Raw genomic sequence first — 25,779 nt, forward strand, 5'->3', positions numbered from 1 at the left:
CTCTACCGTCCGGGGCTACCGGATACATAGCCGGAATAGACCATCCTTCCGGCGCATGGGTATCGGATGCCAGACCTCCGGATTCCAGAGTTATAGCCGACATATCCCGGATACCGGTACGCCGGTCGGGACTTCTCCTGTCCGGACACCCGGCTTGACCATACGCCAGCCGGTAAATACCGGTCCTACGGCTATTACTTATCCCGGCGCCGGCTATCACGATTACCGGACATATCCGGCAGATACCGGTACGCCATACCCCTGACTTGCCTATAACGGCTACTGCCTTTCAATCAGGCATAGGGTATGATTCCAATATGCCGACATACTATATCCGGGCAATCTCTATATAGTATCAGGGTGTTCTCTACTGAATAGGGAATGACGGGCTATTGCCTGTAAGGCGCATAGATACCGGATATGCTAACGGCGTTTACTATACATTATAAGATGGCCTATGGAAGCATAACCGGCCCGACCTGGCCGGGCAGAAGGCGATACAGGGGGGTGGTATAGGGGGTTGATGATTTTTGCGGTATCCCTATAAAAGATAAGGAGTTGGGTTAATTTACATTGTGGAAAACGCTTCCTTAATAATAGAATTAGCAATTTGCTCAAATGCCATACCACCATGAAATAATTGCGAGGGATTAGAATCTCTTAATAGAGAACGCAATGCTATTAACCTTAAATAAGCGGGGGGATGCATATTATATAAACGAGGTTTCGCATAATATTTTTCGTAGAAGGTGTCTAGCATATGCTGTACGATAAAAACTAATTCTATGGCGGTATAGCTCAATATCTTCCGCAAATCTTCTTTTATAACCTCAAGCAATAATTGCATGCCAATTATGTCTGCGGCGATTTCTTCACCCCACTGCACTATTACATCAATCACGTTGTTATTAGTTAACGCTGGAATATCAGAAGAAATACGTCTCATCATTTCCAAGCCAACATTTAGTTCATTAATGTTTTGTGACGATGTTTTAATTATAATATGGCCAAACTCATGAGCTACTGCAAAGTGTTCAGCATTATGTAGAAGTCCTCCACCTATTTTTATCTGATTGTTACTGAGGTCCATAAAATAGAATCCTCTTTGTTTCTCTAAAGCATTGTCCCAATATGCTTTCATTAGATTGTTAGCCACAGAAACTTGCTTCTCAAATGAAATGCTTGATCGTTCTAATACTTTTTTAACTCGACCACTCGCCTCTATTTCTGCAACACCAGCACCACTGACAAACAGCTTAACCATGTGATGTAAAAACATCATCAATCCAGAATTAATTTCTATTCTAAATGTTTTCCAGTTATCTGACGAATACGCATGCCCATTAACTTCTGTATTCTTAATAACACTTACCTTCTTTATGCGGCTTTTTAGTTCATCCGTTTTTATGCCGATTTTTACGGCAGCAGGCGGTATTAATTGTTCTGCCATAGTTATTATAGCATTACGAAGCAATGCCTCTGAGCCTTCTTGAGTAAAATCCATATCTATATGATACCTTAATGCTCTTCGCTTTAAATCTTCAAGATGTAAATTATAGGAATCTTGCATAATATATGTTATGAATTCTAATCAATCGTGAACTGAAAGCTAAATGCCTACAAATCTGAATACCAAGTTTTACATTCTTTTATAATTTTCTTGCCTTCAATAAATAGTTTTGAATCCCTTTCAATATCGCAACTCTCTTCGCATGCTGTAAAATGCTGCAATATTTCTTTTTCCAATTCATCTAACTTATTAATCTGTGCATACCTTAGAATCCTGGCAAGTAAATCAGCTCCCTTCTTAACAATCTTAATTTCTCTAAAATATTTAGATGCATCATATAGAATATTAAAACCAATCTCACCTGCCGTTTTTATAAGTTCAATATCTTTCTTGGTTATTTTATGACTTGCCGGCCCTCTAAGACTGTAGAGAGGTATTGAATTATACACCACATTAGTTGCAGCCCGTATGAGGTCAATTGTTGTTCCAAATCTTACATAATCGGTCGCCTCGTATACGGCGGATAATACTTCCCGTCGAACCTCATATCCAAACTCTCTACCATAAGAATTGAGTTTAATTAATAATTTCTCAATCTCTTTCCAGTCGTCACGAACAATCTCAATTTCATAACGAATGCGCATAACATCATGTTGCGCCAATGTAGAGAGCATACCAAAATTTTTACTTTTAGAGCGTGATTCTATTATATCGTCTTGTTTTTCCCTTATAGGTGTTCGCTCTGCTACTTGCCTATACCACTCATCGCGATACTTTCTTATTAATTTTGGGCTATATGCCTTACTTGTTCCACCGGTCTTATGGGTTTTATCCTGACAATTAGGGCAGAGCGGAGCAAGATTATCAGGATTATTATTAGAAGGATTCCCGTCAATATGATGCATCGAAGGATTACTGTCAGGGCTTTTACAAACACAGCATTTACGGTCGGCCCGGAAGATAATATCCGCAGAAACTTTATCAGAAATTTTTGGTCTCTTTTTCACTCTTTTCTCCTATTTAGGAAAGTAATTTGACATTAGATTATGCTTTGACCACGATTGATGGCTCGTCATAAACAATCTTGCTCCAATTTGATTCAAATAGCTCTTTCAAATCCTTATTTAATTCAACATCCTTAATAAACTTGTCGAGGCCATTTGCAATAGCACAATAAACTTTATCAATAGAATAAAACTTTGAGTTCTTAAGGGAATTACTTGGTGGCGTAGCAGGTTCTTTATATGGAATCAGCCGAACGACCCATCCTTCCCTTACTTTATCGGAATCCAGAGCCGTCATATGTAAAAGTGCGTTTCTATGCTCCCATAATTCATCAACGGTAACTCCTGTTGCAGAAAGGTTAACATATTTATTCAGCCATTGTTTAAACTCGTTTCCTCGGTTATTCCCTGTTTCAAGAAAAGCCATAGTATCAACTGCACTTAAGAGAAGTTTCATTGAAGAAACATATAGCCCCATATCAAGAGTATTGCAAGCACCCTGCATTAATGCCTTGTATACTTTTAAGCCCAAATCAGATTCTGTAATATCGGGATTAATTTTTATTTGCTGCATACAATGAATTTATTACTTTAGTTCATCAAATCTATGATGATAGACATTTAGCGACCGAGCAAAACCGTCAAGGCCTGGGAACAATGAATCTGCTGATACGTTCATTCCCAAAAGCTCCCGGAGCCATTTCCGGCGTTCCTTACCTTTAGCCACTATATGAAACCTCCAGATATTCTTTTCGTTATCGTTTTTGTATTTATAACCATTATTGAATCCTGGCATACTTATAAGATTGGCAATAAATGTATTAGTAAGACTACCTAAAGACATAAACAAACCCTTTTGCACTGCCAACCGCTGGTTAAGATTAAATGGGGTGGAGGGAAAAATAAATCTTATAGACTGTTTATACAACCAATTACTGACTTTCTGTTTTTCCTTAGCTGTGGGAGCCTTGAGCATAAAATGTCTCACCATTTCTTTATCTTCTTTATTCATATTTTTATATTTAGAATACCTCTCGACTACTTTCATTCCCGCACCTTGCAGCCATCGAAGGTCTAACGCCCATACAACGGCGTGCTTACCATTTGAGGCCTCTCGTTCTAATGCATTATAAAGCGCAACATATGGTGAATATGTCCAATCAAGTAAGCGTGTTGCAGCGCCATAATGCTGCATAATAGCAAACCATTCAAGATTATCACTAGGTTGGGGCACATGTGTCTCGTAGTGATAAAAACGCCTTTTAAATTCACGTAGAAGAATTTTCTCTACTTGACGATAATGCTCTGGTTCTATACCCAAAGATACGCATAACCGTTCTAATGTCGTAGCCAGTGGCCAATCTTGAGTTTGACCACGGAAGACCCACTTTCGGCTCAACGGATACGAGGTTTTTGTCCTATCGGTTAAATCATTGGGCGTCTTAATAGTTAACGGTTCGATACTATCTATTTTTTCTTGTTCATTAAATACCTTCATATCAGAATGATATCCTTTCATATTCTGAAGCTGTTAGGGTTTATAGTCAAATATTTGTATCTCTATACAAATTACTCCTTCTTATTATTACTTGGTCTTTCTACTACCGGCATTACTATGGTGCTATAGGGTTTTCGGGAGAATATACCGCTGGTAATCTCCGGCGTCTGCTGGATATGATAGTGGTATTCCGGCTTCTGCTTAGCTATCTCCAGCACCAGTTTCATGGTATCCTTCAGTGATTCTATCTCCTTACGTAATTCGTTAATCTCACTCTTTTGATTCTCTTCTGTCTTTGCCTTGGCAATGGCTTTCATAATGGATTTTTCTATCTTGGCCGTGGCCTGCATCATCAGGAGTTCTTTTTCGGCTTTGGCCAACGACTCCGTGGCATTGATATCTCTGGGCTTGAGTTTGAGCGAATGCCTGAAGTCCGCAATCGCCTCTTTGAGTTTGCCGTCCCGGGCATAAAGCACCCCGCGGTAGAAATAGCCTTCCCCGACTCGGGGGTTTAATTGGATTAACTTATTGAAGTCAGCCATGGCCTTGTCAAACTCACCTAAGATTCCATAACTCCTACCTCTAACCGTCCAAGCTATTGTTTCATTTTCCTCTATCTTGAGAAGTTCATTGCAGTCCTCAATGGCTTCATAATAAAGCCCCAACATCTCGTAACTCATTGCCTTGAGAAGATAGCACAAAGGATTCAAAGGCGGAATCTCTAACCCTTTGGTGGCATCAGCAATCGCGGATGCGAAATCATTAATCATAAAATATAGTAGTCCCCGGTCTAAATACGCCTCGGTATAATCCGGATTATTCCTAATGGCAGAGGTATAATCCTGCAAGGCGGACGGAATCTGGCCCAACAGGTTATAAACCACGGCACGATGGTAATAGGCGTCCGCATCATAGGGTTCATGCTCGATGGACTTGGAGAAATTATTGATGGCCTCTATGGGATTATTGAGTTGCTGGTCAACCAAACCCAGATGATAATAGGCATCGGCCAACACTTCCCGTTCGGCGTCCGGCAATTTCTGGTTCATTACCAGAACCTGGGCCAGTCCGCTGAATACAACCCTGGCCTCGGTGTATTTATGCTCTTTATACAAGGCAATGCCCTGCTTTAAGGTAGCCCGCAGGCTGGCCACCGGACCGGTCGGCTGGGGCGGCGTCTTCTTGAAGATGTCCTTGATGGCCTGCATTCGTTTGGCCGTCTCTTCAGGCGGGACCGCGGCCTTCTGGAATTCATAGACCACGCCCTTCATCCCGAAGAGCTGGTTGCGACAATCCGCGCATTCCTCAAGATGCCTGAAGAACGCCTCGTAATCCTTGATATACTCGTAGCGCCCCAGACAATAGTCCGCAATGTCAGGTTGGAATTTGATGCAATCTTTATTCATAATACGCTCCTTTGCAACCACAAATACACATAGATTAATCTGGATTCCTGCCTTCGCAGGAATGACATCTGTGTCAATCTGTGTTAATCTGTGATTTCTTCTTCGGCACCCATTTAGCCACTTCTTTATTTCTCTGTTCCCAGACCTTGCGCCAGGCCTGGCCGAATATAGTCCGCAGTTCTTCCTCGGTCTTGCCCCTGAATAGTTTCTCATCCTGGGCAATGGCCTCGTATTTCCAGCCCTTGGTCACGACCAGTTCCCAGAGTTTATGTTCCTCGTGGGTCAGGACGGCCAGGATTCTGAACCGGACCTCCATTGATTCGGCGACTTCCTTAATCGGGCCGGGCTTGAGTTTCTCTATCTTATCAGGCAGGTCGGAGAAAGCGGTAAACCTGTTCCGGCCCCGCTCCCGCATCTTCATAAAGCAGAAGTTCTGGCAGATTTTATAAAGCCAGGAGGAGAACTTGTGGGTGTCGTCAAAACTGGCCAGGCTCTGCCAGGTCTTGAACCAGGTGTCCTGAACCGCGTCCTGTGCGTCCTGGTGATGCCGGAGTTTATCCCAGGCGAATATGAACAGGCGCCCGTCGTAGCGCTCTACTATTTCCTCAAAGGCGGGCTTGTCACCGGAGAGGTAGGCGGCCACTAATTGTTCGTCGCTTCGCACTTCTGGCATGGATGACTTTATACCATAAATCAGGCGCAAGTCAAGGAAAATTCTCGTTGACTAACGAGATGATATTTATGGAGTTATAAGAATCTGCATAGAAATATCATTTTCCCGCGCCGGAGGGTGGGGGGTCGAGCATAGTATAAGTTAGAGGGGAGCAAGGGTCCCCGGCTTAAGGGATGTATCCCCCGGGCGCTGGTAGGGATACCCGATGCCCGGATTCCTGAAAGCCAAGAAACCCTTGCTCAATCTCACGTTGCCCGCTATTCGTCATTCGCGGTTCGGATACCCAGACAACGAAACCTTAACACTAACTGCGAGTTGGAGACATTAATATGTTTACCAAGAAGTTTGAACTGAGGCTTTACGTGCCGGCCACCTGGGAGCCGTCCGGCGATATGCCCACCAGATGGAGGGATAACCTCAAGAACGCGGCAGAGATTCTGCACAGCCGACTTGTGGCCAAGATTCCGGATGACGGGACATACATCAACGAGATGGTGACCAGGGCCAACAAGGAGTATGCCGGGATGCTTAATCCCGGATTTATCTCCAAGGGCGGCCGCACGGCAGAGCGAATCAGGGAAGCCCATGCCAAGAACATGGGTAAACGGTTCACCAGATGGCTCACTAACCTGAATAAGGCCTTTGAGACCAAAGACGGTGTGCCGGCCAAGGCATTCAAGGACAAGGTGGATGCTTCTATAGATAATTGGGCGATAGAGGCCGGGGATAAAATCCTGCGCCTGACGGGTGACAAAATCCGAGGTCGGAGTGTGGCCCCGATAGTGGCCTTTTATCTGGTAGGCGACGAACGCGCGACATCCTGGACCAAACAGGGTGACACGGTCGACGGCTTACCTTACAGCATCACCTCGGAACTTGAGAGGACTGCGGTCAAGGCGGCTGTCCAGCAACGGCTGGTTCAGGGCGGGATGCTCGTCATCAACTCTGAATACCAACCCGCTGTGATAGCCGAACAGAACGCGGTTAACGCCTCTCTCCTGAGCAAGATGAGAGACCCCGCAAGGGCGGATGCCTTTGTGGTAACTCCGGCACCGGATAAGTGCTATTGCTCCTGGGAGATGGAAAATAACCTGCTGGTTCTCCATGTTCAGGTCGGAATAACCGTACCGTAGTCCCTAACGGGATAACGCGTTGTAACGCCCGTACGGGCTAACAGCGAGTAAGAAAGATGGTTAGCGTGAGTGGTCCTGCCCTTTGCAACTCAAAGGGCGGGGCCCGACCACGCTTGATAATAATGAAGGTGGCGCCTTTGGCGCCATCTACGAAAGTGAGAATTTTATGGAATACAGAAGAAGATATTCTGATGGCGGGGTTACTTCACCCCAAATCGTTGAAGGCGCGGTGACCGAAGAGAAGATTGCGGATAACGCAGTTACCTCGGAGAAAATTAAGGATGAGGAAGTCAAGTCCGTGGACATCGGACAAGGCCAAGTCAGGACTGAGGATATTGCGGACGGAGCCGTAACCTTAGCCAAACTGGGCGGAGATGTTTCGGTCATCCCGCTGATGGACGGCTCGGTAACGAACACCAAGCTGGCAGGTAATGCCGTGTCCAGCGAAAAGATACAGGATGCCAGCATCGTGGCTGATAAGATTGCGGCCGGCGCGGTTACATCTACCAAGATACCGGACGGGTCTATCACCAACGCCAAGATTGCGACCAACACCATAACCCAGGGCAAGATTGCCAACAACGCCATCGGCACAGGCGAGATACAGAACGGTTCAGTCACACAGGATAAGCTGGCCCCGGGCGTGGGCGGGAACAGGATAATATGGTTTGGGACGAGATTACAGTTGACCAGTTTAATCGTGACCGGCAATCAGGATTGGATACCCGCGCCTCCATATCCCAGTATTCCGGCTAACGCCATTGGTTTAATCCTGCAGGTAGAACTGATAAACAACCTCAACGGTGCCAACGGGTTTATCAACTGCCGCATCAGGAAAGACGCCGGACAACAGGGCGCAATAACCATCGGCATAGAATCCAATTACCAGGGCAAGATTGCCAGCGATAATGGGATTGTGCCGATAGCTTCACCGGGGTTTTTCGAGTATGCCTTCACGGATGCTTTTGGCGTGGTGAATGTTACTTTCAATCCGTATGTGATTGGGTACATTCTGTAGATGCCCTTCGACAGGTTCAGGGTAAACTCGATACAGGATGCAAGATGCAAGTGGGATGCGGAGAAGATTTATAAGGAGGCCAGGAAGGCAGGAGTGTTTTCTTGGTCTCCTTATTGTAGTTTATCTGTGAGCATCTGTGTAATCTGTGGTTTAGCCCCGTCATGCGACGGGATAAGAGTCAGTAACTCATTGCATTCGAACTGACTCTAAAACCCCGGTAGGCCGCCTAAGCCGCCGGTTACCTTGCCCATCTCGGCCTGTGAGAGTTCCCGTGATTTCTGCAGTCCCTGATTAACAGCCGCCATGACCATATCAGCCAGCATCTCGGCATCCTCGGGTCTGACCACGTCCGGATTTATCTTGATGCCCATAACCTCCTGCGCGCCGTTGACAAATGCCGTGACCGCTCCGCCGCCGGCGGAACCTTCCACTACCCGTTCCTTGAGTTCTTCCTGGACCTTGGCCATCTTGGTCTGCATATCCTCAGCCATCTTCTTGAGATTGCCCAGATTCATTCCGCCTTTTCCGAACATAATTTAATTCCCTTCACCACAAAGGCACTAAGACACAAAGAAATACTGAACACGAATGGCACGAATAATACGAATCGCACGAATTAGTAATTGTTATTTACATTCGCTGGACGCGGTCGCTCTGGGTTCGTGAGCATCGGAACTGGTATCTGGGGGCATAGCATTATCTTCAATTTATTTAGTTGTTGCATCCCCATAATTCCAGACAATTCTAATAGTTTTTATTTTCCCTGCCCTTGACCGTATGGAGGCGGATATTTTCTCAATAAGCCAAACCAGTCGTCTACCCCAGGTATTGTGGGATCTGGGGGGCCGGGTACCCAGCCAGGTCCTGTTCTGCTTGCGGAGCCGGGTCTAATACTTATACCCGCTGAGGAAATGTCTATTATATAGCTGAAACTTTCCGCAAAATAGCCTATGAGTTCCAGAGGCGGCCCAGTATCAATTACTAAAGTACGAAATTCATAACTTACCTCTATCCAGCCTGGTGGCTCCGGTGCAATATTTCGTAAGCCAGGATGGTCTAATGAAAATCCCGCCCCGGCTCCTTGTCTTCCCCATCGACCAGCATATCTTGGATCTTGAGGAGAAATAGGCTGGTCGACTTGCCAACCGGGATTGTCATCAGTTATTATTGTTCCGTCTGCGGCTTTTCTTGTAATACGTTTCTTTACAAACTGGATTGTCCAGTAAACTCCTTTTTTATCGCCAGTGGCCGCCATATCCACTATAAAAATTTTCCCAAATTTCACTAGGCCGGTCGCAACTTCAACGGAAGAAATTACTCCCTGAAACCAGGTGACATATCCATTGGCTGAGTCGTTAAGCCAGGTGTGAATAATGCTCGGTAGTGTCTCTGTCACACCGGTGGCGGTAAATGTTATTGTAAGTGTGCAATCAAGATTCCTGGTTATTGTAAAAAAGACCGTTATTCCATCTAATTCAAACTTATCTTTTTTTGTCCAAGCATGTTTCGGTGGAGGAGTAGGTGATGTGGTTGGCTTAGTAGGATTTGAGGTGTTTTGAGTAGCAAGAGTTGCCCCACCTAACACAGGAACATTATAGGGAATAGTTCCTCGTTCTGTTGTTTGAATGTTTGCATATTGCGGCTGCATAGGACAGAAGGTACCGGTGTGGTGTATCTCCATCGGTAATGGCGCCAGACCCACTGATTCAAGATAACTGCTGTTTACCAAGAGCCGCTGGGTAATATCAATATGTCCGGTTCTCATATTAAGAGTTCCGGCAGAAGGATTATCGGGGTTTTCCGAGAAGAATAGAACGCCTGAATCTATGCCCTGGTATATAATCGGCGTTCCCCAGCAAGAGGAAGAAATGATACTGATAGAAGCAGTCTCTGGGTCTACGGTAGTGGATAATTGGAGCGCAAAACTTCCTTCTAATGAAGTAATCAACGTCTCGCCGTTAGGCGCAATTATGGCCGACTCGTTTGGAATATAATAAAGATAAAGTTGGAGTGTTTGCGGTAAGGCGAACGGAGGCATTGGTAAGGTAGTTCCTTGTGTCAGATAATCATTGTAGCCGGCTGTATTATAGGCCCGGACACGATATAGATAGGTAGTAGATGGCTGGAGGCCGGAGTCAGTATAAAACATAACATCCTTACCAACCATAGCAATAGGTTCATAGGTTTGACCATCCAATGAGCGTGCTATTTCATAACCGTCCTCATTATCCGCGTCAAGCCAGGAGATTGTAAATGACGAGGGTGTTTCATTATCGGCAAAGTCACCTCTGGTTCTATGAGGAAACTTCGGCGGAATCCTGGTCGGATTTACTGATGCCTCATTGGAATATAAGGAACTGCCCATATTATTAAAGGCATAGATACGATAATACTGGGTTTTGTCATTATGAAGAAGCGGGAAATATGAGGTATCTATGTACCCGGTAACATTCGGCCCTACCGTAACAAGGGGCTGATAAACACCGTCTAAAGATTCTTTCCATTCTATCTTAAAGCTAATCTCATTATTGGAATTATCTGTCCAATGCAGTGCAACTTGTTCAGCCGATAACGCATTGGCGGATAATCCTGTGGGCGTAGATGGCGGATGGGAATAATCAATTATTTCATTTGCCTGCGCCGTAAGGGCTGTGACCGCATTATGAGAAATACCTTTATTATCCTGGGCTTTCAGCTCATTAAGGAAGGCATTGAGTTGCCCGAGACCGCCTTTAAGTTTGGCAAGCAGCGAATTATAAATCCCCTTGTTCTTAATGGCTCCCTGTTGATAGTAGTAAGTAAGCAAGGCGCTTAAGTCATCAATGGTTGGAATCTTTGGAAAAGTAGTTACAACTGCTTCATTAGAATACGGACTTTCTGCTATCTGATTGTATGCCTTAACACGATAATAATACTGCGTGGCTGGCAGAAGACCTGAATCAGTATAAACCATAGAAGCAAATTCGCCGGTAGTATCACGCGCAACTATGGCTATTTGAGCATATTCTCCTGTTTCTCCTATTTTTCTTTCAACCTTAAATCCATCTTCAAGATGAGATTCATCAAGCCAGGATAATTCCACCTGTGAATCAGAGATGATTTTTGCCTCTAATCTTGTTGGTGTTTCAAGCGGTGTGGTAGCGCCATCTATGTTAGAGTAATTGCTATAGCCCGCATTATTATGCGCCCTGACTTTATAGTAACAGGTAAATCCTCCGGGTAATCCTTGTTCATTATCAACAGTATAAAGATATGGCTGTATATGAGAATAATTAGTGGTATTGTAAACCAGCGGTACATAAAGATAGAAGTTTGTACCATCATAGGAAAACCATAATTCAAAGCCGGTTTCATTATTAGAATTATCAGTCCATTGGACTTTTATTTCAGAGGTAGAGATTGCAGTTGCTACTAAATTGGTTGGTGCGGCGGGCGGTGGTGATGAGACATTAACAGTAATAGATACTTCGGTATATGGTGGGAATCCGTGCGCTCCGGCAATGCCCCTGAATCGTAATAGATATGTATGAGAACCGGCGGCGGATTTGGTAAATGAGTATGTCTTATTCAATGCCTGTCCAAAGACGAAACCGCTGCCTGCTACAAGAACATTATCCTGATAAAAACCCCACTGATAAATATTGGCGTCTGTGGTTGCAGAAAGCGTAATCGTATAGGTTTGACTTATCGAAGCATTAAATGGGCCTGTTATGGTTACGGTTGAACCGTATTCAGTCTTAGTCTGAGAATTGTCCTGGGCAAGGAGAGAGACAGGATTATAGATTAGGGCAATTAATATCATTGTCCCTAGAAAGAACCATCCTGATTTATTCATAATAATCTCCTTTCCTTAAGGAAGTTATGTGCTGTGTTAATATACCCATTACTTCTGAGAAATCAAGTAAAATCTTAAATTTATTGGCGTTTTGACAGGATGCCTCATTCAGATGATGGTGTTAAACGTCAATACGAATCACACGAATTAATAATTATTATTTCCTATTTGTGATATTCGTTCCCATTCACTTCGTGGTCACGCTTCGCTTAGTGCGTCATATTCGTGTTAAACTATTTGTGTTCCTCTTGTCTTTGTGGTTCTCCTGAGGTTTTTACTTCGCTGGACGCGGTCGCTCCGCGGTCTTCTTTAGGTTTGGGTTTCATGGCAATCCTGACCTTGGCCGCCCGGATGAGCCGGTCATTGAGCATAAATCCGGGCGCTACCTCTTCCAGTATCTCATGGTCCTTGTGTTCGCTGGACGCGGTCCCTTCGGGTTCGGCTATCTCGGTTACGGCCACGGCTTCGTGGAGATTGGGGTCGAATTTCTCGCCAAGGGTCTTCATCTGTTTCAATCCCCGCTTTTCCAGAATCCTGAAGACCTCGCGCTTTATCAGTGTCACGCCGTCCATGATGCATTTGGCCTCGTCCGAATTACATTCCAGTTTGAGCGTCCGGCCGAAATTGTCAAAGGCCGGCAGGAGTTCCCGGAGCAGGTTTTCATCCTGGTATTTATCCCAGCATTCCCGCTCGGACTTGATACGTTTCTGATAATTGAGGAAATCCGCCTGGACCCGCTGGAGCAGTTTCAGGAATTCGTCCCGTTCCGTGGCCGCCTTACGCAGGGCCTCAATCTCTTTCTGGAGTTTTTGCAACTCAGCGGTTGAATCGTCAGTTGGCAGGGCGCAGGCCTTGTCCTCGGCCGGGGTTTCAGGCGCTGATTTGGTCGGCGTCTCGTCCGTATTCTTGCAGGTTCGTCCTGAGGACTCACTGTCCGAAGGATCAGTCGGTTTAGTTTTCATTCGTGTTTCGGCTCCTCCCAGAGTTTTACCTTGCGGGCCACGTTTATATTAGAATAATTCTCGGTGGCGGACAGCTTTTTCAGCAGTTCTTTTTGGTCGGCTGAAATATCCTTGGGCACGTCTATAATCACCCTCACCAGTTGATGGCCCTTTTGCCTGGGGCTGTGCAGGTTATTGAATCCCAGGTTCTTCAGCCGGAACACCTGGCCGTTGGTGGTGCCGGCCGGGATGGTCATATCAATATTTCCGTTCAGGGTCGGGACGGATATCTTCGCGCCCAGCGTGGCCTGGGTGAACGAGACCGGCATTTCGCAGACCACGTCGTCATAATGGCGGTCAAAGACGGTGTCCGGCGCCACGAAGATATCGCAATATAAATCACCCCGGGCCGAGCCGTCCTGGGACGGTTCGCCTTCACCGGCCAGGCGCATCCGGGTGCCGTCTTCTATGCCGGCCGGAATCTTTATCTTTATCTCGCGCTCCTTGCGGTGGCGTCCGCTGCCCTGGCAGGCCGGACAGGGTTCCTTGACGATTTTGCCGGCGCCCCGGCATTGGGGGCAGATGGTCTGGATAGTGAAGAATCCGCCGCCTTGCTGGACCTGGCCCCGGCCCTTGCAGACCGGGCAGGTAACCGGCGGCACGCCCTTTTTGGCGCCCGAACCGCGGCAGTCGTCGCAGAGTTCGTTGCGTTTGAGCGTGATGGTCTTTTCAGTGCCAAAGGCCGATTCCTTGAACGAGATGGTCAGTTCGGCGCGCAAAGAAGCCCCGCGCTGTCTTTGACGGCGCGCGCCGCCCCCGCCGAAGAAACTGGAGAAGATAGAATCGCCTTCGAACAGGTCGCTGAAGTTCTCAAAGATATCCTCGTAACTGCTGTAAGCCCGGCCGCTGGAGCCGGACAGTCCTTCGTGTCCGAAGCGGTCATACTTGGCCTTTTTATCGGCATCGCTCAGGACTTCATAGGCCTCGGCGATTTCCTTGAACTTCTTCTCGGCCTCCTGCTTGTTATCCGGATTCTTGTCCGGGTGGTATTTCAGGGCCAGCTTGCGGAACGCCTTCTTGATGTCGTCCGGCGAGGAGTTGCGCGTCACGCCCAGCAGTTCGTAATAATCTTTCTTACCGTCGCTCATGTTTGGTTATTTAGTAAATCAATAATGGAAATCACCCTCTCCCTAACCCTCTCCCCTCGAGGGAGAGGGCAGGGTGAGGGGGTAAGTATTACACAACGCTCTCAGCAATCTTCTTGGCGTTATCCTTAAGGTCGGTCAGGAAGGTCTTGGCCGTCAGCATCAGGCCGCCGGAACTGGCCGCGTTCTGCAGGGCAATCCGGAGCAGCTTGGCCGGGTCAACGATGCCGGCCTTGACCATATCAACCATCTCGTTCTGGCTGGCGTCATAGCCGATTGATTTGGATGACGATAATTTCTCCTTGACCTCGTCTAAGACCAGCGAACCATCGCCGCCGGAGTTGGAGACGATTTGTTTAAGCGGTATCTGGAGCGCCTCTTTGATAATCCTGATGCCGGCGATTTCAGCCGGGTCATCGGTGGTCTTAAGTAGTTTGTCCAGTTCCGGCAGTGCCGCCAGGTAAGCCACGCCGCCGCCCGGCAGGAATCCCTCTTCCCGGGCCGCCTGGGCCGAATGGACCGCGTTCTCGACCAGATTCTTCTTGTCCTTCTGTTCGGATTCGGTTACGGCGCCGACCTTAATCAGGGCCACGCCGCCGGAGAGTTTGGCCAGGCGCTCTTCCAGCTTTTCCCGGTCATATTCCGAGGTGGTGGCCTTTATCTGGGTTCGAATCTGGTTCAGCCGGGCGTCTATCTTGGACTTGGCGCCGGCGCCCTGGATGATATAGGTATTCTCTTTTTCTATCTTGGCCGACTTGGCTTTGCCCAGTTCGGATAATTGTATCTTTTCCAGTTTCACGCCCATCTCTTCGGAGAAGAACTTGCCGCCGGTGACGATGGCGATATCCTCCATAATGGATTTCTTCCGGTCTCCGAAGGCCGGGGTCTTGACCGCCGCCACCTTCAACACGCCCTGGAGTTTGTTCAGGACCAGAACGGTCAGCGCCTCGTTCTCCACCTCGTCGGCGATAATCAACAGCGACGCGCCGGTCTGGGCTACCTGCTCCAGCAGCGGCACCAGTTCCTGGACACTGCTGATTTTCTTATCGTAGAGCAGGATGAACGGCTCGTCCAGCACGCAGGTCATGTTGTTGGTATTATTGACGAAATACGGCGAGATATAGCCCTTGTCAAAGGACAGGCCTTCGGCGAATTCCAGGGTGATTTCCCGGCCCTGGGATTCCTCAACCGTGATGATGCCTTCCTTGCCGACCTTTTCCATGGCCGAGGCGATATGTTTGCCGATGAGTTCATTATGATTGGCCGCGATGGTGGCGATATTCAGGTAATCGGCCTTGGTCTTGACCGGCGTGGCCGCCTTCTTCATGGACTCAACCACGGCCTCGGTAGCCCGGTCAATGCCTTTCTTGATGTCCAGCGGATTCAGGCCGGCGGTGAGGTATTTCAGTCCGGATTCGTAAATGGCGTGGGTCAGGATGGCTGTAGTGGCTGTGCCGTCGCCGATGATATCGGATGTTTTGGACGCGGTCTCGGCAATCATTTTGGCGCCCATATTCTCGAACGGGTCAGCCAGCTCCACCTCTTTGGAAATGGCATGGCCGTCCTTGATGATTTCCGGCGAGCCGAATGATTTTCCGACCAGGACATTGCGGCCGGTCGGTCCCAGGGTGATTTTCATCAGGTCAGCCAGGCTCTTGGCGCCCTTGAGCACCTTTTGCCGGCCATGGTCATCGAACATCAATTGCTTGGACATAACATAACCTCCGTCTGTGCAAGTAGAGTCAAGTATTGTCAGGCATGGTCAAGTGTTGTTTTGGCGCTACCTCTTGACTACGTTTGACTACCCTTGACGGTTTTTACGTATTTACTCAACCTTGGCCAGTATCTCTGATTCAGTCATAATCAGGTATTCCTGATTGTTGACTTTAATCTCATTGCCGGAGTATTTGCCGTAGAGAATCTTATCACCCTTCTTGACGGAAAGCGGGGCTCGTTTGCCGGTATCCAGCAGTTTGCCGTTGCCGATGGCCATGACTTCGCCTTCCTGCGGACGCTCCTTGACCGTATCCGGCAGGACGATGCCGCCCTTGGTCTTGCCTTCACGCTCTAGGGGTTTTACCACGACTCTGTCTGCTAATGGTCTGAGGTTCATATTGTTCTCCTTGTCTCTTACGCGCTGTTAAAGTTTCTAACAAACCCTCTCCCCTTGTGGGAGAGGGCAGGGGTGAGGGGAATAAATTAATCACCCGCCCCTAACCCCTCCCATCAAGGGAGGGGATATTTATATATTAGTAATCCATCCCGCCCATATCAGGCATACCACCCATTCCGCCCATGCCTGGCATTCCACCCATGCCGCCCATTCCTCCCATCCCGCCCGGAGGCATTCCGGCCGGCATCTCGGGTTCGTCGCCCTTGACATCGGTGATGGCCGTGTCGCTGGTCAGCAATAATTCCGCGATGGATGCGGCATTGATAAGGGCGTAGCGTTCCACCTTAATCGGGTCGAGAATCCCGGCCTTGACCAGGTTCTTGAACTCGCCGGCGATGATATCGTATCCGAACTGCAGGTCCGGGTTGCTCTTTATCTTGCGCATAGCCACGGACGGCTCAACGGCGCTGTTGGCCAGCAGTTGGCGGAACGGCGCCTCCAATGCCTGGCGCACGATGGCCAGTCCGATGGTCTCATCATTTTCCAAGTCCAGTTTGGCGCTCTTCAGGTTATCAGCCAGGCGCATCAGGGTCACGCCGCCGCCCGGCACCACGCCTTCGGCATTGGCCGCCTTGACCGCGGCCAGGGCTGACTCAGCCCGGGCCTTCTTTTCTTTCATCTCGGCTTCAGTCGAGGCGCCGATATTTATCTGGGCGATGCCGCCGCTGAAACGGGCTATCCGCTCCTCAATCTTCTCCCGGTCGTAATCCGAATCGGTCTTGGCTATCTCGGACCTGAGTTTATTGACCCGCTCCTGGATTTTCTTATCCGCGCCCGCGCCTTCGATAATCGTGGTGTTCTCGGAATCGATGATAACCTTCTTGGCCCGGCCCAGCGAGGTCAGTTTCAGTTTCTTGAGTTCGATGCCCAAATCCTTGAATATGGCCTCGCCGCCGGTCATGATGGCGATATCTTCCAGCATATCCCGGCGCCGGTCGCCGTAGCCGGGCGCCTTGACCGCGACACACTCCAGGATGCCCTTGGTCTTATTGACCACCAGCGTAGCCAGCGCGTCTGACTCGATGTCATCCGCGATAATCAGCAGGGGCTTTTTGGCCTCAGCCAGCTTTTCCAATAGCGGAATCAGCTCGGCATTGGACGAAAACTTGTCTTCATAGATAAGAATGTAGGGCTCTTTGAGCACGGCCTGCATATTCTCCTGGTCCGTGATAAAATAAGGCGAGGCATAACCGCGGTCGAACTGCATGCCCTCGACGATTTTCACCTCGGTCTCAATGCCCTTGCCGTCGTCGATGGTGATGACGCCGTCCTTGGACACCTTCTTCATGGTATCGGCGATAATCTTGCCCAGGGCCGAATCGTTGGCCGAGGCAATGGTGGCAATCTGTTCAATCATCTCAGGCGTGGAAACCGGGATAGCCATCTTCTTCAGTTCCTCGACGAGGTAGGTCACGGTCTTCTTGATGCCCCGGCTGATGGCCATGGAATTAGCGCCGGCCACCACATAGCGCAGGCCTTCGGAAAATATGGCTTCGGCCAGGATGGCGGTGGTGGTGGTGCCGTCGCCGGTCTGGTCCGAGGTCTTGGAGGTGGCCTCCTTGATAATCTGGGCGGCCAGGTTCTCGTGCTGGTCGTGGAGTTCGATTTCATCGGCGACCGAATTGCCGTCCCGGGTGATGTTCGGCCCGCCCCAGCCCCGGTCAATCATGACATTGCGTCCGGCCGGCCCGTAGGTGGACTTGATAGCCCGGACCATCTTATTGACCCCGGCCTTCAGGGCATTACGCACCACATCGTCAAAAACTATATCTTTCGCCATAATTATAATCTCCTCTGTCCCCGCCTGTCCCGAATTTATTTCGGGGGCAGTATTTGTCGGGACTATTGCTGTCAAAGCTCTGTATTATATCAGCGCGTGTTTGAGATGTCAAGAAAAATATTATGGTGTGGCCATATTGTCAGGTGATGTGCGGTTGCTGACCCCGTTAGAAAGTCACCTAATTACATCTATACCAATGGTATAGGTTTTATTACCCAAGGGGTGGTCTTTCTAACGGGGCTGACACCCCACTGGGGGAGGGGTGGGGGACACTCCCCCTCGTTATAGGGGAAACCAGGTTTATATATAGTAGGCATACCGTCTATCTACGGAAGAAATACAGTTCTTCCGGGAAAGTAATGCAGTTTAATAACGGAGGAAATGCAGTTTGGCAACGGCGGTAATAAAGTTTAATAACGGAAGTAGTAGAGTTTAGCAGCGACGGTAATATAGTTTGGTAACGGAAGAAATGCAGTTTAGCAGCGTAGGAAATGCAGTTTGCCGGTGTAAGTAATACAGTTTAGCAACGTAAGAAATGCAGTTTATATAGGAAAGACATACAGTCGGGCGGCAGGTGATATTCCCCGCGATATTTATGAATTAGGTGTTGCGTTTCCGGAAACTGCGGAACTGCGGGAATTTATTTCGCCCTATAAGAATGCTTTTTTTCCCTTAACAGCATCAGTTGGGGTTGGTTGGTTTCCATCTCCTCTTTTCGCATGCTGTTATTTAGTACCTTTAAAAACAACCCTTTTATTTTCTGCCGAGATTTTCTCGTCAATTTCATTCCCGCATTCACGACAAAAAACCCTACGTTCTTCATCAATAAGTTCTGATTTAGCAACCTCGAAATTTCCACTGACAAATTTCAAAAGGTCATACCGGTTAGGCCCCGATACAAAATCTTCCGAGTTGCAACCTGGACATTTAATATTGCTTGTTGATTTCATATTGCACCTCATATATTCTATTGAATCTTTTTATAGAATAATCTAAGACATTAATCCGCCCCCACCCTCATCTACGGTTGCTCTGGCACTATCCCAGCCGGTCTGCCCTAAAATGCTTATTGATTTGGGAGGGTTTAATTTTCTAAACATCTTAGTTTTCGGATTACACACAATTACAAATGGACATTCCTTAAGGTTAGGAAGCAAAGGTTCCCTTCCTGAAACAAAATCCGATTGCTCAATTGCTATATATCCATCATTATCAGAACAAGGTAATACTTTATTCAGTATATTGGCTTTGTTTTTAGTATTATTCTTAAAGCATACTTGACAAGTTTTATTCCTACCTGAATGCCATTTGAAAGTATGCTTTTTAGTTTCACATTCAAAAATACATAGCGACTCTTTACAAAAATCCTTTCCTATCACCTTGTAGACAAAATAATCAATTAAGCAGGGACTTTCGACACACTCGTCAGGATACTTATGATTCCAGATTTCCCATACCTTTCGCCAAGCCAACGCATTCATTTGATCTATTAAACCATATTGATAGCAAAAAATATCCAGGAAACTGCTAATCAAAATAATATCTGTTTTTAGAATACGACTTCTTAGGGCGACCTTGGTAGTATTGATGTCACTGGCAACATCAATCTTGTCAAAATTCTTTGGATTCTTCCATACTCCTAAAACAACCATATCTCTCAAAAACATATCTGTCTTTTTATTCCCAAAACCAGACCCCCGGTTATCTATCAAAAGATTTCGCACCTTCTCAATATCATTATTGCAGAATGACAGAAAATCATAAGGTTCGATTTTATTGTCTATTAGAATTTGTGATGCGGTGATTGCGTATTTAACACGCTTGTCACTTTGGGATAATCCGGTAATTCCAATATTCTTTAAAAAATCTTCCGGATTCTGGTTGATATTTTTAATATCAAATATACTTGGGTCGTCTTTATATTTCTTAAATAGGTTCTCGAAATCTCTTGTGCCTCTAAAATCTTGATTAGCAGAAAAATACCTTATTCGACAAACCTCTTTAGGTTTCAGAGAATAGGTATCATACAATTCAGTAAAGGGTCGTCCCTTGTACTTAACGAAAACATCATGCAACACATCAGCAACAAGGGAACATTGAGACTCGTCTACTTTCGGATTTAATATCTCTTTATGATGTTTTTCCCAAACTTTATGGAATTCTGAGAAATATGCGAATTCTTCATTATCAAGGGCTTTTGTAACTCCTAATTCCGGATAGGATTGATAAAAGAATTGATTAATCTTTGATATAGAGCTTTGAATATCATTTAGACTAATCTCATCTTTCGCATAAGATTTAAGATCCTTTAGAAACTTTTTGAATAAATCTAATTCTTTCATAACATTGCTATTTTCGCATAAGAGAAAATATTGGAATGTTTTTCAGATATGGCATCCTTTAATCTCTTTGCGGACAACTCCAAATATTCCGCTTCCTTGTCAATCCCGACATATTTACGGCTATTTAAATGTGCGGCCACCCCAGTAGTTGAACTTCCGCAGAAAGGATCTAATACCAAATCACCTTCTCTAGTAGATGCCTGAATGATCCTGGTCAAGAGTTCCACCGGTTTCTGGGTCGGATGTTTACCAAATTTCTTTTCCCCGTTTTGTGGCGCTGACATTTGCCAGACATTACGCATCTGCTTATCGTTATTAATTTTCTTCATCAGCGCATAATTAAAACAATGCTTGCTTTTACTGTCTTTCGCCGCCCATAAAACTATCTCTGTGGAATGTGTAAAATAACGGCAGGAAAGATTGGGCGGCGCATTACGTTTATACCAAACAATGTCATTAAGAATCTTATAGCCCAGTTGCTGCATTGCAAAACCGATTGAATAGATAATATGGGTGGTGCCGGAGACCCAGATGGTGCCATCCGGTTTTAAGACCCTCTGGCAGGCACGCAGCCAATCCGTGGTAAACCTATGAGTTTCCTCTATGCCTTTTGACTTATCCCATTGGCCTTTATTGACTGAGACCATCTTGCCGGCGTGGCAGGTAATACCTCCGTTAGAAAGGAAATAAGGAGGGTCGGCAAATATCATATCAACGCTATTTTCTCGCGCCTGATTCAGTATCTCAACGCAATCGCCTTTAAGAAGTTTTACGGAATGTTCGGGATTATCGTAATAGACGCTAAAGGGTTTAGTAGCGTTATAAGTTGCTGAATCTTCACGGACATAAAACTCCATGGGATTTTTCGAGATGCCATAAGCATGTTCTGCTTTGAGTTTATTTTTGGGTTTCTTTGCCATAATAGAATAAGTATATCCTTTTAGTTTGTAAGGTCAATGATAATTGGATTGCTTTTATTCTACCATTTGCCTTGGGCTTGGGCAAGGTTTTGCGCCTACCTTATTAATGTTTTACCAATTAAATCTGGATTTCCAGATTGAATCGGATATGATGGGATGATATGGACCATAAGAGATTGTCATTCCTGGACCGGTTCCTGACGCTCTGGATTTTCCTGGCGATGGGCATCGGTGTGGCTATGGGTTACCTCTGGCCGTCCGTGGCCCAGTTCTGGGATAAGTTTATATCCGGCACGACCAATATCCCGATTGCCGTCGGACTCATCCTGATGATGTATCCGCCTTTGGCTAAGGTGAAATACGAGGAGCTGGGCCGGGTCCTGCGCAATACACGAGTCCTGATTCTCTCGCTGGTGCAGAACTGGGTCATCGGCCCGATTCTGATGTTCGCTTTGGCCATCATCTTCCTGCGTGGATACCCGGAATATATGGTAGGTCTCATCATGATAGGCCTGGCCCGGTGCATTGCCATGGTCATTGTCTGGAACGAATTGGCCAAGGGCGATAGCGAATACGCCGCGGCACTGGTGGCCTTCAATTCCATATTCCAGGTGCTGTTCTTCTCGGTCTATGCCTGGGTGTTTATCACGGTCCTGCCGCCTTTATTCGGGTTGCAGGGCGTGGCGGTCCAGATTACTATCTCCCAGATTGCCCAGAGCGTCTTCATCTATCTGGGCATCCCGTTCCTGGCCGGACTGATTACCAGATTCACCCTGATTAAACTGGTCAACAAGGATTGGTATCAGAACCGGTTTATTCCGGTCATCAGCCCGATTACCCTGGTTGCCCTGCTGTTTACTATTATAGTAATGTTCTCGCTCAAGGGCGAATACATCGTCAATCTGCCCCTGGACGTGGTCCGGATTGCCATACCGCTGTTGATTTATTTTGTGGTCATGTTCCTGGTGTCGTTCTATATGGGCAAGAAGGTCGGGGCGGATTATTCCCAGTCCGTGACGCTGTCATTCACGGCCGCCAGCAATAACTTCGAGCTGGCTATCGCCGTGGCCGTGGCGGTATTCGGGATTTCATCCGGCGCGGCATTCGCGGCCGTCATCGGCCCGCTGGTCGAGGTTCCCGTGATGATAGGGCTGGTAAATGTGGCGTTCTTTATCCAGAAGAGATATTATGCCGTAAAGCGGGTCCTGTTCCTGTGCACGCACAACTCGGCCCGGAGCCAGATGGCCGAGGGGCTGGGCAATTCATTCGGCCCGGAGAAGATTCAGGCCTTCAGCGCCGGAATCAAGCCCTCAGCGCTTAATTCTTATGCGGTCAAGGTGATGGCGGAAATCAATATTGACATTTCTAAACAACACGCCAAGGACGTGAAGGAATTCCTGGGCCAGCCTTTTGATTATATCGTGACTTTGTGCGACAGCGCCCGGCAATCCTGCCCGGTATTCTCGTCCAATGCCAAGAGATTGCACTGGGATATCGAAGACCCGGTTGATGTCAAGGGAACAGAAGAGGAGATTTTACTGGCATTTCGTCAGGCGCGGGATAAGATAAAGGGGCAGATAGAGCAGGATTTGCTTACTTAAGAAATTAATAATCAATTTGGCGTTACCGGGTTAATTGTGGATTCTGTCGCCTTAACAGAATTGTCATTTATCGTGCAAGTAATAAAAACAAGGAGTCGTTTTCTTTTTTCTGCCTCGGTTAAGTTTATGCCATAAGGTAAGCATTCTATAACTAGTGTTTTACTTTTCGGAATGATTATCTTACCTTTATATTTCAGCTTTAGAATATCTTCTTCGTTTATTGTTGAAATACTCTCTGCGCCATTAATAATAACTCCCCTATCTTCGCGGGAAAGGGAATATTCAAGAAGATAATTCACAGCGATTGCTTGACTGTCCGGTTGAATTTCAGGCGTAATTGTTATTTCGTAACCTGCTAACATCTCTCTTTTTAAGGATATCTTTCTTTCATTACCATCTTTTCCAACGTAGTGGAAATAATGAGGATAAAAACCCGTTCCGATAGAAACCGTACCTGTTCTGCCATTAAAAGTTAATATAGGAATTTTATGTGAACCAAACAACCTTCCCTTTTGGGCCGTGTGCACATCAAGAAACTGTTTTATTTGTTCGCGGTCAGTCAGATAATGGGTTTTAGTCCCATCCCGTAACACACAACGCTCATATTTTTCTCTCAATTCTTTTAAGATTTGCTGGTCGATTACTTCATCTAAAGCAACAAGGATACGGGAGTCAATAACAATTTGTTTAATGTCTTGCGGTGCTTGCCTGTCTTTTTGCGCTTGTTTGCTCAAGTCAAGTTGAGCCCGTAGTTCCTGCGCATATTGTTCAATTAAAGCAAGCAGTTTTACTTTTTCCTCTTGAGAAAGGACATTGATTTCTTTTATTGGGTTTTCCGATGGAGCGATATTACTATTTGCAGCGCATCCTACAAGTCCAAGAAACATTACAATTACTACAAAATAGTAATAGGTCTTCATTGCTAACTTATTGCGGCGGAGTATAAGTTACTGTCACTGATATCGTTTCTGGATTACAGACCAAGGGAATTATTGTAATACTTATTGTTAAGGATGCTGGTTGGTTCCCGTCTCCCTCATGTATTATCGTACCAGAACCCTTGTAAGTACCAGACCCTGGTGGGTCTTGACTTATGCTACTATCTGGGAGGCGCCACCCGCCTCCCCCTGTCTGCGCATAACTTACCTCAATCCTAACGCCATTTTTTATAGCGCATGGGGTTAATTGGAATCCACCACCTAATTCCCATGTAGTATCACTTGTCTGGATGGCTGTTAGGTTGGATGACTCTATAGAATTCTGTTTTTTCCCGTGGCTTGTTTCTACCTCAGCATTTGCAAGATATGGCACATCTGATGACATTACGCTATGCCCATAGAAAGACATATCTGAAGTATAAATATCAGGCCATCGTTGAACCCCGACTAAATCCATCACAAATGGATAAGGCCCATAGGTCTGGCCGTCAACAGTTAATGTAAAGAGATTTGAGATGTGTTCTGTTATTAAACCACACATAGCAAGATTTATTGTTCCGGCGCTGGGGTTATTGGGGTCCTGCCAGGCGGTGTAACCAACATTATGACCATCTATTTGGAACTGAACAAGCGGAACCTGATAATTGACCACATTATATCCTATGATATTAGGGTCTGAAGTGGTGTAAAAATTCATGGTGTATTCGCTACCTCTAAGGGAAATATCTATTGTTTGGTCAGAGTTTGGTAATGTTATTTTTGCATAACTGTCTAATTTTGAGATGTACGGTAGCGTTTGGGGCAGGTCAGCCAGAGGCGGAGAAAGTTGCGCTAATTGACTTTTAGCATACTGGAATAAAAACGGCACTATTTCACTCTTAATATGTTTTTCGCTACTCGGGGTATTAATAAGATAGTTAATAAAGGCGTTTAATTTACCAGTTGCCGCATTGGGATTATCCATAGGAGATGGCAGTTTGGCTTTTAATGCCTGTCCAATACCTTTATTATCTATTAAACCCTGAGCGACATAAGAATCTATAATATTTGCCATCTCGGCAGATGAGAGATTTACCTTAAATGTCACATAAGCAATTGCCTCAAGACCGGCATTATTAACCGCCCTAACTATCAGGATATGATTACCATAGCCCAACGATGATGCCTGAACATTGGTATTATTCTGGACAATAGTGGTATCAATTCTCGAAGAGACCTCTTTGATTCCTGACTCAGGGTCTGTTACATAATAATTAACAGGAACCTGTTGCGCCCAGTCATAATTGGCACATTGATAGGGATTAATAATAGTAATCACAGGAGGCGTTGTATCAACAGGCATTATTTCTACCGTAATAGATACCTCGGTATAAGGCGGCCAGCCGTGCGCGCCCGCAATGCCTCTGAACCGTAATAAATATGCATGTGAACCTTCTGATGTCTTGGTAAATGAGTATGTTTTGTCCAAGGTTTGCCCAAAGACAAAGCCACTTCCGGCTATAAGAACCCCATTCTCATAAAATCCCCATTGATAAATCGGGGCATCAGTATTTGCACTGAGGATGATATCATAAGATTGATTGGACGGCACTGTGAAAGGACCAGATATGGTAACTGTAGAACCGTATTCCGTTTTGGTTTGGCTGTTATCCTGCGCCAAGACCGGACTGCCGATTAGCAGGAATGAGATGAGAACCGCTAACCCCACTATCTTTGTTATGTTGTGCATACGAACTCCTTTCTCTTGACGCTGTCAACGCTATTATCATTTAGAAGTTATTTAATTTAATTATAACCATCATTTACAACTTGTCAAGCAGAATCTGATATTTTTATTGGTATGTTACCATTTCTTTCCTCCG

The 25,779-nt window shown here is 46.3% G+C and carries 22 protein-coding genes; 4 read left to right on the top strand and 18 right to left on the bottom strand.

Annotated features, from left to right (window positions below; genetic code table 11):
- Positions 1-55 precede the first annotated feature (55 nt).
- Complete coding sequence (locus tag HZA49_09085) at positions 56-265, top strand: hypothetical protein (protein MBI5779590.1); 210 nt, start codon at positions 56-58, stop codon at positions 263-265.
- Between the two features lie 303 nt (positions 266-568).
- Here the strand turns inward: HZA49_09085 and HZA49_09090 are convergent, their stop codons facing one another.
- From HZA49_09090 to HZA49_09115, 6 genes are all read right to left on the bottom strand, one after another.
- A complete protein-coding gene (locus HZA49_09090; protein MBI5779591.1) occupies positions 569-1,570 on the bottom strand; it encodes a hypothetical protein in 1,002 nt (333 codons plus the stop codon).
- A gap of 47 nt (positions 1,571-1,617) precedes the next feature.
- A complete protein-coding gene (locus tag HZA49_09095; GenBank protein ID MBI5779592.1) occupies positions 1,618-2,517 on the bottom strand; it encodes an HNH endonuclease in 900 nt (299 codons plus the stop codon).
- 37 nt (positions 2,518-2,554) lie between these two features.
- Positions 2,555-3,088 carry a hypothetical protein gene (locus tag HZA49_09100; GenBank protein ID MBI5779593.1) on the bottom strand — a complete coding sequence of 178 codons (534 nt, stop codon included), beginning with the start codon at positions 3,086-3,088 and terminating at the stop codon, positions 2,555-2,557.
- A gap of 12 nt (positions 3,089-3,100) precedes the next feature.
- Positions 3,101-4,012 carry an FRG domain-containing protein gene (locus HZA49_09105; protein MBI5779594.1) on the bottom strand — a complete coding sequence of 304 codons (912 nt, stop codon included), beginning with the start codon at positions 4,010-4,012 and terminating at the stop codon, positions 3,101-3,103.
- A 71-nt stretch (positions 4,013-4,083) separates the two neighbouring features.
- On the bottom strand, positions 4,084-5,418 hold the full coding sequence (locus tag HZA49_09110) for a tetratricopeptide repeat protein (GenBank protein ID MBI5779595.1): 1,335 nt from the start codon (positions 5,416-5,418) through the stop codon (positions 4,084-4,086).
- Between the two features lie 73 nt (positions 5,419-5,491).
- Complete coding sequence (locus HZA49_09115; protein MBI5779596.1) at positions 5,492-6,091, bottom strand: sigma-70 family RNA polymerase sigma factor; 600 nt, start codon at positions 6,089-6,091, stop codon at positions 5,492-5,494.
- 329 nt (positions 6,092-6,420) lie between these two features.
- On the opposite strand from HZA49_09115, the gene HZA49_09120 reads away from it, so the two are divergent.
- Together HZA49_09120 and HZA49_09125 are read left to right on the top strand one after the other, a co-directional pair.
- Positions 6,421-7,224: a hypothetical protein gene (locus tag HZA49_09120; GenBank protein MBI5779597.1), complete on the top strand. Its 804-nt coding sequence runs from the start codon at positions 6,421-6,423 to the stop codon at positions 7,222-7,224.
- An 82-nt stretch (positions 7,225-7,306) separates the two neighbouring features.
- On the top strand, positions 7,307-8,242 hold the full coding sequence (locus HZA49_09125) for a hypothetical protein (GenBank protein MBI5779598.1): 936 nt from the start codon (positions 7,307-7,309) through the stop codon (positions 8,240-8,242).
- A gap of 206 nt (positions 8,243-8,448) precedes the next feature.
- On the opposite strand, the gene HZA49_09130 is transcribed toward HZA49_09125, so the two are convergent.
- The 10 genes from HZA49_09130 to HZA49_09175 all read right to left on the bottom strand — a co-directional run bounded on the left by HZA49_09130 (position 8,449) and on the right by HZA49_09175 (position 21,315).
- Complete coding sequence (locus HZA49_09130) at positions 8,449-8,775, bottom strand: YbaB/EbfC family nucleoid-associated protein (protein ID MBI5779599.1); 327 nt, start codon at positions 8,773-8,775, stop codon at positions 8,449-8,451.
- Positions 8,776-8,996: 221 nt separating this feature from the next.
- On the bottom strand, positions 8,997-12,077 hold the full coding sequence (locus HZA49_09135; protein ID MBI5779600.1) for a fibronectin type III domain-containing protein: 3,081 nt from the start codon (positions 12,075-12,077) through the stop codon (positions 8,997-8,999).
- Positions 12,078-12,310: 233 nt separating this feature from the next.
- On the bottom strand, positions 12,311-13,039 hold the full coding sequence (locus tag HZA49_09140) for a nucleotide exchange factor GrpE (protein MBI5779601.1): 729 nt from the start codon (positions 13,037-13,039) through the stop codon (positions 12,311-12,313).
- On the bottom strand, positions 13,036-14,166 hold the full coding sequence (gene dnaJ, locus HZA49_09145) for a molecular chaperone DnaJ (protein ID MBI5779602.1): 1,131 nt from the start codon (positions 14,164-14,166) through the stop codon (positions 13,036-13,038). Before dnaJ ends, HZA49_09140 begins: the two co-directional genes overlap by 4 nt.
- Positions 14,167-14,254: 88 nt before the next feature.
- Positions 14,255-15,877 carry a chaperonin GroEL gene (gene groL, locus HZA49_09150; GenBank protein MBI5779603.1) on the bottom strand — a complete coding sequence of 541 codons (1,623 nt, stop codon included), beginning with the start codon at positions 15,875-15,877 and terminating at the stop codon, positions 14,255-14,257.
- 111 nt (positions 15,878-15,988) lie between these two features.
- Positions 15,989-16,276 carry a co-chaperone GroES gene (groES, locus tag HZA49_09155; protein MBI5779604.1) on the bottom strand — a complete coding sequence of 96 codons (288 nt, stop codon included), beginning with the start codon at positions 16,274-16,276 and terminating at the stop codon, positions 15,989-15,991.
- A 136-nt stretch (positions 16,277-16,412) separates the two neighbouring features.
- Positions 16,413-18,116, bottom strand: a complete 1,704-nt coding sequence (gene groL / locus HZA49_09160) for a chaperonin GroEL (GenBank protein ID MBI5779605.1) — start codon at positions 18,114-18,116, stop codon at positions 16,413-16,415.
- A gap of 725 nt (positions 18,117-18,841) precedes the next feature.
- Positions 18,842-19,066 carry a hypothetical protein gene (locus tag HZA49_09165; GenBank protein MBI5779606.1) on the bottom strand — a complete coding sequence of 75 codons (225 nt, stop codon included), beginning with the start codon at positions 19,064-19,066 and terminating at the stop codon, positions 18,842-18,844.
- Positions 19,067-19,108: 42 nt separating this feature from the next.
- Positions 19,109-20,395 carry a hypothetical protein gene (locus HZA49_09170; GenBank protein MBI5779607.1) on the bottom strand — a complete coding sequence of 429 codons (1,287 nt, stop codon included), beginning with the start codon at positions 20,393-20,395 and terminating at the stop codon, positions 19,109-19,111.
- Positions 20,396-20,454: 59 nt separating this feature from the next.
- Positions 20,455-21,315: a site-specific DNA-methyltransferase gene (locus HZA49_09175; GenBank protein ID MBI5779608.1), complete on the bottom strand. Its 861-nt coding sequence runs from the start codon at positions 21,313-21,315 to the stop codon at positions 20,455-20,457.
- A gap of 224 nt (positions 21,316-21,539) precedes the next feature.
- Between HZA49_09175 and arsB the strand changes: the two genes are divergently transcribed.
- Positions 21,540-22,979, top strand: a complete 1,440-nt coding sequence (arsB, locus tag HZA49_09180) for an ACR3 family arsenite efflux transporter (protein MBI5779609.1) — start codon at positions 21,540-21,542, stop codon at positions 22,977-22,979.
- 11 nt (positions 22,980-22,990) lie between these two features.
- Here the strand turns inward: arsB and HZA49_09185 are convergent, their stop codons facing one another.
- Positions 22,991-23,899, bottom strand: a complete 909-nt coding sequence (locus HZA49_09185; protein ID MBI5779610.1) for a hypothetical protein — start codon at positions 23,897-23,899, stop codon at positions 22,991-22,993.
- Between the two features lie 7 nt (positions 23,900-23,906).
- Positions 23,907-25,646 carry a hypothetical protein gene (locus HZA49_09190; GenBank protein MBI5779611.1) on the bottom strand — a complete coding sequence of 580 codons (1,740 nt, stop codon included), beginning with the start codon at positions 25,644-25,646 and terminating at the stop codon, positions 23,907-23,909.
- Positions 25,647-25,779: the final 133 nt, after the last annotated feature.

The organism is Planctomycetota bacterium, assembly GCA_016235865.1.
In the GTDB taxonomy this organism is placed as follows: Bacteria; Planctomycetota; MHYJ01; order JACQXL01; family JACQXL01; genus JACRIK01.

Coding starts and splice junctions, on each gene's coding strand:
- groL (MBI5779603.1), bottom strand. CDS start 15,877: ATGTCCAAGCAATTGATGTTCGATGACCATGGCCGGCAAAAGGTGCTC.
- HZA49_09175 (MBI5779608.1), bottom strand. CDS start 21,315: ATGGAGTTTTATGTCCGTGAAGATTCAGCAACTTATAACGCTACTAAA.
- HZA49_09185 (MBI5779610.1), bottom strand. CDS start 23,899: ATGAAGACCTATTACTATTTTGTAGTAATTGTAATGTTTCTTGGACTT.
- HZA49_09115 (MBI5779596.1), bottom strand. CDS start 6,091: ATGCCAGAAGTGCGAAGCGACGAACAATTAGTGGCCGCCTACCTCTCC.
- HZA49_09140 (MBI5779601.1), bottom strand. CDS start 13,039: ATGAAAACTAAACCGACTGATCCTTCGGACAGTGAGTCCTCAGGACGA.
- HZA49_09120 (MBI5779597.1), top strand. CDS start 6,421: ATGTTTACCAAGAAGTTTGAACTGAGGCTTTACGTGCCGGCCACCTGG.
- HZA49_09085 (MBI5779590.1), top strand. CDS start 56: ATGGGTATCGGATGCCAGACCTCCGGATTCCAGAGTTATAGCCGACAT.
- HZA49_09190 (MBI5779611.1), bottom strand. CDS start 25,646: ATGCACAACATAACAAAGATAGTGGGGTTAGCGGTTCTCATCTCATTC.
- HZA49_09090 (MBI5779591.1), bottom strand. CDS start 1,570: ATGCAAGATTCCTATAATTTACATCTTGAAGATTTAAAGCGAAGAGCA.
- dnaJ (MBI5779602.1), bottom strand. CDS start 14,166: ATGAGCGACGGTAAGAAAGATTATTACGAACTGCTGGGCGTGACGCGC.
- groL (MBI5779605.1), bottom strand. CDS start 18,116: ATGGCGAAAGATATAGTTTTTGACGATGTGGTGCGTAATGCCCTGAAG.
- HZA49_09130 (MBI5779599.1), bottom strand. CDS start 8,775: ATGTTCGGAAAAGGCGGAATGAATCTGGGCAATCTCAAGAAGATGGCT.
- HZA49_09100 (MBI5779593.1), bottom strand. CDS start 3,088: ATGCAGCAAATAAAAATTAATCCCGATATTACAGAATCTGATTTGGGC.
- HZA49_09105 (MBI5779594.1), bottom strand. CDS start 4,012: ATGAAGGTATTTAATGAACAAGAAAAAATAGATAGTATCGAACCGTTA.
- arsB (MBI5779609.1), top strand. CDS start 21,540: ATGGACCATAAGAGATTGTCATTCCTGGACCGGTTCCTGACGCTCTGG.
- HZA49_09110 (MBI5779595.1), bottom strand. CDS start 5,418: ATGAATAAAGATTGCATCAAATTCCAACCTGACATTGCGGACTATTGT.
- HZA49_09135 (MBI5779600.1), bottom strand. CDS start 12,077: ATGAATAAATCAGGATGGTTCTTTCTAGGGACAATGATATTAATTGCC.
- groES (MBI5779604.1), bottom strand. CDS start 16,276: ATGAACCTCAGACCATTAGCAGACAGAGTCGTGGTAAAACCCCTAGAG.
- HZA49_09165 (MBI5779606.1), bottom strand. CDS start 19,066: ATGAAATCAACAAGCAATATTAAATGTCCAGGTTGCAACTCGGAAGAT.